5 protein-coding genes and 1 other RNA gene are annotated in these 4209 nt (G+C 40.4%); all 6 read left to right on the forward strand.

All coding sequences use genetic code 11. The annotated features are described in order from the left end of the window. Window positions 1–38: 38 nt before the first annotated feature. Window positions 39–566, forward strand: coding sequence for a DUF1273 domain-containing protein (locus tag QZ359_RS01855; RefSeq protein WP_101785377.1), 528 nt, complete (start codon window positions 39–41; stop codon window positions 564–566). A gap of 69 nt (window positions 567–635) precedes the next feature. Further along, window positions 636–965 carry a cell division regulator GpsB gene (gene gpsB / locus QZ359_RS01860; RefSeq protein ID WP_180948011.1) on the forward strand — a complete coding sequence of 110 codons (330 nt, stop codon included), beginning with the start codon at window positions 636–638 and terminating at the stop codon, window positions 963–965. Between the two features lie 20 nt (window positions 966–985). Beyond that, window positions 986–1366: RNase P RNA component class B (rnpB, locus tag QZ359_RS01865), an RNA gene on the forward strand. A gap of 84 nt (window positions 1367–1450) precedes the next feature. Next, window positions 1451–2608 (forward strand): class I SAM-dependent RNA methyltransferase, encoded by a 1158-nt coding sequence (locus tag QZ359_RS01870; RefSeq protein ID WP_261068024.1) that lies wholly within the window; start codon window positions 1451–1453, stop codon window positions 2606–2608. A 12-nt stretch (window positions 2609–2620) separates the two neighbouring features. Further along, on the forward strand, window positions 2621–4018 hold the full coding sequence (locus tag QZ359_RS01875) for a cell division site-positioning protein MapZ family protein (RefSeq protein WP_101785371.1): 1398 nt from the start codon (window positions 2621–2623) through the stop codon (window positions 4016–4018). Window positions 4019–4093: 75 nt separating this feature from the next. Continuing rightward, window positions 4094–4209: NAD(P)-binding domain-containing protein (locus tag QZ359_RS01880; protein ID WP_293957380.1), on the forward strand; the 116-nt coding region annotated here is incomplete at its 3' end.

A 4209-nucleotide genomic window follows, 5' to 3' on the forward strand; every position in this document is an offset into this window, starting at 1 on the left:
CTCTATTATATCATAAATTTGCACAGGAAGGGTTAAAAATGACTACAGCTTTGGTTTTAGGCTATTCTGCTTTTGATTTGGGTTTGTTTTCTGACAAGGATCCTCGTCTTAAATTGATTAAAAAAGCGATACGTAGGGATTTAGAAGCTATGGCAGAAGATGGGGTGACTTGGCTTGTATTTACCGGGACTTTGGGCTTTGAATATTGGGTTTTAGAGGTTGCTCAGGAGATGAAGACAGAGTACGGTTTCCAGTTGGCTACCATTTTTGCTTTTGAAACTCATGGGGAAAATTGGAATGAAGGCAATCAGATGAAACTGAGTCGCTTTAAGCAGGTAGACTTTGTCAAATATGCCTATCCTCGTTATGGACACAAGGGGCAGTTGAGAGATTATCAGCAGTTTTTACTGGAAAATACGAATAGTTCTTATCTTTTTTATGATGAAGAAAATGAAACGAAATTATCTTATTTTTACCAAAAGATGAAAAATCAAGAGGACTACTTTATAAAGAGATTAACATTTGATCAGCTAAATGAACTTGCTGAAAATTTTTCCGAAAATTGAAGCTTTGACCTTGATTTTTGTTTGGCTTTTTTTATATAATAATACTAGCAAGCGAGAATGGAGAGAGACATGGCAAGTATTATTTTTTCAGCAAAAGATATTTTTGAACAAGAGTTTGGGCGTGAAGTCCGAGGGTATAGTAAGGTAGAAGTTGACGAATTTTTAGACGATGTCATTAAGGATTATGAAACCTATGCTGCCTTGGTCAAGTCACTTCGTCAGGAAATTGCGGAATTGAAGGAAGAACTGGCTCGTAAACCGAAACCTTCACCAGTTCAAGCAGAGCCTATGGAAGCGGCAACTACAAGTTCTATGACGAATTTTGATATTTTGAAACGCCTGAATAGATTGGAAAAAGAAGTTTTTGGTAAACAAATTTTAGATAACTCAGATTTCTAAGTAGTTATTTGAGATGTGCAATTTTTGGATAATCGCGTGAGGAGGGTTGCTTCTCATGAGGAAAGTCCATGCTAGCACAGGCTGTGATGCCTGTAGTGTTTGTGCTAGGCGAAACCATAAGCCTAGGGACGAGAAATCGTTACGGCAGTTGAAATGGCTAAGTCCTTGGATAGGTCAGAGTAGGCTTGAAAGTGCCACAGTGACGGAGTCTTTCTGGAAACGGAGAGAGTGGAACGCGGTAAACCCCTCAAGCTAGCAACCCAAATTTTGGTCGGGGCATGGAGTACGCGGAAACGAACGTAGTATTCTGACTGCTATCAGCTAGAGCTGTTAGTGGTAGACAGATGATTATCGAAGGAAGTGGTCCTAGTCACTTCTGGAACAAAACATGGCTTATAGAAAATTGCATATAGGTTGGGGCTGAGAAATTTTCTCAACCTCATTTTTTAAAGTGGACATATAGAAAGGTCTTGCAAGACTGTAACATGAAAAAAGAATTTAATTTAATTGCAACTGTGGCAGCAGGTCTTGAAGCTGTTGTGGGACGAGAAGTGAGAGAGTTGGGCTACGATTGTCAGGTTGAAAATGGACGTGTTCGTTTTCAAGGAGACGTGAGAGCCATTATCGAAACCAACCTCTGGCTTCGGGCAGCAGACCGTATCAAGATCATCGTAGGAACGTTCCCAGCTAAGACTTTTGAAGAGCTGTTTCAGGGAGTTTTTGCTTTAGATTGGGAAAATTATTTACCACTCGGAGCTCGGTTCCCGATTTCCAAGGCCAAATGTGTTAAATCTAAACTTCACAATGAGCCAAGTGTACAGGCTATTTCTAAGAAAGCTGTTGTCAAGAAATTGCAGAAGCACTATGCTCGCCCAGAAGGTGTTCCTCTGATGGAGAATGGCCCAGAGTTTAAGATTGAGGTCTCTATTCTCAAAGATGTGGCAACTGTCATGATTGATACGACCGGGTCTAGCCTCTTTAAACGTGGTTATCGTACCGAAAAAGGGGGAGCCCCTATCAAGGAAAACATGGCGGCAGCTATTTTACAACTTTCTAACTGGTATCCAGACAAGCCTTTGATTGATCCGACCTGTGGTTCGGGGACTTTCTGTATTGAGGCAGTCATGATTGCTCGAAAGATGGCACCAGGACTTCGTCGCTCCTTTGCATTTGAGGGGTGGAACTGGGTCAGCGATCGCTTGATTCAGGAAGTGCGTACAGCAGCGGCCCAAAAAGTAGACCGTGAGCTTGAACTGGATATTATGGGCTGTGATATTGATGCACGTATGGTGGAAATTGCTAAGGCCAATGCTCAGGCAGCTGGTGTTGCAGGAGATGTTACCTTTAAGCAGATGCGCGTGCAGGATTTACGTTCTGATAAAATCAATGGCGTGATTATCTCCAATCCGCCTTATGGAGAACGTTTATCAGATGATGCAGGAGTTACCAAGCTTTATGCTGAGATGGGGCAAGTATTTGCACCGCTAAAAACTTGGAGTAAGTTTATCCTAACTAGTGATGAAGACTTTGAAAGCAAGTATGGTAGCCAAGCAGACAAGAAGCGTAAGTTATACAACGGAACCTTGAAAGTGGATCTGTATCAATATTTTGGTCAGCGTGTTAAACGCCAAGAGTTAAAATAGAAAGGAATACCCATGAGTAAGAAAAGACGGAATCGTCATAAAAAAGAAGTCCAAGAACCGCGATTTGATTTTGATGAAGCAAAAGAGCTAACAGTTGGTCAAGCTATTCGTAAAAATGAAGAAGTGGAAGCAGGGGTCTTGCCTGAGGATTCCATTTTGGACAAGTATGTTAAACAACATAAAGATGAAATCGAAGCAGATAAGTTTGCGACTCGTCAATACAAAAAAGAGGAGTTAGTCGAAAAAGAAGAATCTGTTACCTCGACTCTTGATGATTTGCTTCAAGAGATTCGTGAGGAGACAGAAGTTGAGTCCTCAGTACCAGAAGATGACTTGAATCAGTTCGATGATTTAGAATTCATACGCGATTCAGAAGTTTCCCCTGTTGAAGAATTTGAGACTGAAGAAGTACAATTGTTTGAAGGGGAAGAGGTTCCAATACTTTCTCGAGTTACGGATAGTGAAGATGGAGAAAGTAAGAAGAAATGGTTGATTTACGGGATCCTAGCAGCGCTAGTGGTTCTTATCCTTGGAACTGCTTATTATGTTTACCGTCAAGTGAATCGCTCAACACAGGAAATCCAAACTTCTCAATCAACGTCCAGTGAGCAGAATATTCAGCCGATTTTAGAAGATTTCAATAGCCAATACGATGCCTTTTATACAGATAGCAATAAAACGGCTTTGAAAAATAGCCAGTTTGATAAACTGAGTCAACTCAAGACCTTGCTTGATAAGCTGGAAGGTAGTCGCGAATATGCGCTTGCAAAATCTAAGTATGATAGCCTAGCAACTCAAATCAAGGCCATTCAAGATGTCAATGCTCAATTTGAGAAGCCAGCTATTGTGGATGGTGTCTTGGATACTAACGCTAAAGCTAAATCAGATGCTAAATTTACAGATATTAAAACTGGAAATACAGAGATTGATAAAGTGCTAGATAAGGCTATCAGTCTTGGTAAGAGTCAGCAAACAAGTACTTCTAGCTCAAGTTCAAGTCAAACTAGCAGTTCAAGTCAAGCAAGTTCAAATGCGACTAGTGAGACAAAACCAAGTAGTTCAAATGAGACTAGAAGTAGTCGCAGTGAAGTCAATATGGGTGTATCAAGTGCAGGAGTTGCTGTTCAAAGAAGTGCTAGTCGTGTTGCCTACAATCAATCTGCTATTGATGATAGTAATAACTCTGCCTGGGATTTTGCGGATGGTGTCTTAGAACAAATTTTAGAGACTTCACGTTCGCGTGGCTATATCACTGGCAACCAATATATCCTTGAACGTGTTAATATCGTTAATGGCAATGGTTATTACAATCTCTACAAGCCAGATGGAACCTATCTCTTTACCCTTAACTGTAAGACAGGATACTTTGTTGGAAATGGTTCTGGACATGCGGATGCTTTGGACTTCTAAGTAGCCGTTACAAAATTCTTTCTTTTCAAAAGTAAAAATGATAAAATAAAACAAATTAAATAAGAGGAGTGTCAAATGACAAAAGCTAACTTTGGTGTCGTAGGTATGGCCGTAATGGGTCGTAACCTTGCCCTTAATATTGAATCTCGTGGTTACACAGTTGCTATCTACAACCGTAGTAAAGAAAAAAC

Source organism: Streptococcus sp., assembly GCF_019414905.1.
Taxonomy (GTDB): domain Bacteria; phylum Bacillota; class Bacilli; order Lactobacillales; family Streptococcaceae; genus Streptococcus.